The following is a 1,849-nucleotide window of genomic DNA, read 5'->3' as shown; positions in this document are numbered from 1 at the left end:
TCTTCACGACCCAGTGTTCATGATGTCCTCACTCAGGGGGGAAGCCCCTACTTCCGGCAACCGTGCCGCTGCCCATCCTGGCTGTCGCCGTGATTGTTCTCGGCGGAGTTGCGCTCGTCACCCGTGCCGACGAGCCTGCTGTCGGGGGTCGGCCGGCGATCGTCGGTGTCGGGCTGCCGGTGGTGTTCCTGCTGCTCTACACCGTGCTGGGAACGACCGAGTCCGGCCCGGTGTCGTGGACTGTCGCGGTTGGGCTCGCCGTCGCGGCGGCCCTTGCCGGGGCATGGCTGCTGCCCGCCCCTGAGGGGCACGTGCTGCTGGTGGGGTTGGCCGTGGCCGCTGTAACGGTCGGGCAAGTGCACTACTTGTCGGGTGCTTGGTGGTGGGTCCTGGGCGGTCTCATCGCGTTGGTCGCCGGGGTGATGGTCGGGTGGCGGTACCCGATGGCGGCGGTGGGGATGGTTCTTCTCGTCCTGGTCACGGCCACCGGGCTGCTTCCGGACAGTGGCATCTTCGACGCCGTGACGATCACGGCGTACACGCTGGTATTGCCCGGTGCGCTGGGGTTGTCCGTCGCGTCCGTGATCTCGACCACCCCCGCGGATCCACCGGCTGTGGTCAGCGCCGCGATGTTGCCGTTGACCATGACGTTCTTCGCGGTCTCCGCGCCACTGGCCGTCGCCGACTACGGGTGGTCGAACGGCTACCCGACCTCCGAGTCGGGACCAGTGGTCACCGTCGACTCGCCACTGCCCCTCGGTATCGTCGTCGCGACCGTCACCGCCATCCTCGCCACGCTCGCCCTTGCCCGGCGCTCGGACCCCGACCGCGTCCGCGTACTAACCCGACGCGGACGCCGATAAGTTTCGGGCGATGACCTGGATTTTCCGGCCCTCGGTGTCTATCCGGGGATGCCGAACTCGGTGCGGGTCGCGCCAAGCAGTGTGTCCACATGCTCAGCGTAGGTGGGCAGGCGTGCGACAACGCCTGAAAGGCAGCGACGACCGGCCGTGGGTCTGCCGCGCTGAACAGCGCCGGCATCGCGTAGTACGGCCGGTGCACCGGCCCGTGGTCGAACATCTTCCCTGTCGGTGACTTCTCCCCACCCGGCGCCGCACTCGAGCGGTAGGGTCCGCCCTTGCCCTGGGGCGGTAGATTTTCCGCCGCGAGGCGGGTGGACGCGGACTGCGGATCGTCGAACGGTGCCGGGAGTGGATCACCGTTACGCAAGGCCTCCAGTGCCGGTGTGACCCAGGCGCAGTCGGCGAGTCCGGCGAACTCAAATGCGCGGATCGCGGCCCATTGCGCCAGTCGCCGCTGGGTCTGCGGTTCCATCGCCACAATCGCGGCTGCGACGTCCGGTGTACAGTCGTCGAAATCGCGTAAAGCCAGGACCTTTTGCAGTTCGGGATGGGCCGCGAAGTCGATCGCCGTGGTCCGGGTTGTCGCGGCGGCGGTCGTCGTGCCCGTGGCCGACGAGCTGCCGTGAGCCGGCTCCTCCTCGCCTGCGGGTTCCGGGGCTGGAGTGTTCTCCGGTACGCCGAAGCCGGGCATGTCCCACATCTGAGCCGCGGACTTCGTGATCCCGTCGTACGGCCACAGCCGGATCCGCCACACGTCGCCGGGTGTCGTCGATCCCGGCCACCCGTAGTTGACGAATCCTCGGCCGGAGACCTCCACGGTGTACCGGCCGGCAGGAACCGTGACGGCCACCGGGTCGGTCGTCGGTGATGACAAGGTCAGCACCCCGCGGTCGTCGACTTCCAGTCGCCCTTCGCTGACCTGTTGCCATTGATCCCGGTCCGCGGGTGGCCGTGACTGCCACACCTGCTGTTGAGCGTCGCTCGGG

2 protein-coding genes are annotated in these 1,849 nt (G+C 68.4%); one reads left to right on the top strand and one right to left on the bottom strand.

From position 1 onward, the window contains the following. The first annotated feature begins 62 nt into the window (after positions 1–62). A complete protein-coding gene (locus AZG88_RS54515) occupies positions 63–863 on the top strand; it encodes a hypothetical protein (protein ID WP_061040578.1) in 801 nt (266 codons plus the stop codon). Here the strand turns inward: AZG88_RS54515 and AZG88_RS54510 are convergent. Then, on the bottom strand, positions 778–1,849 hold a 1,072-nt coding region (locus AZG88_RS54510), incomplete at its 5' end, for a hypothetical protein (protein WP_231914284.1). The two genes, AZG88_RS54515 and AZG88_RS54510, sit on opposite strands and share 86 nt — an antisense overlap.

The sequence above is a fragment of the Rhodococcus sp. LB1 genome (assembly GCF_001583455.1).
Taxonomy (GTDB): Bacteria; Actinomycetota; Actinomycetes; order Mycobacteriales; family Mycobacteriaceae; genus Rhodococcus_F; species Rhodococcus_F opacus.
Note: the sequence above shows the minus strand (reverse complement) of the source record. Positions and strands in the feature narration are given on the sequence as shown.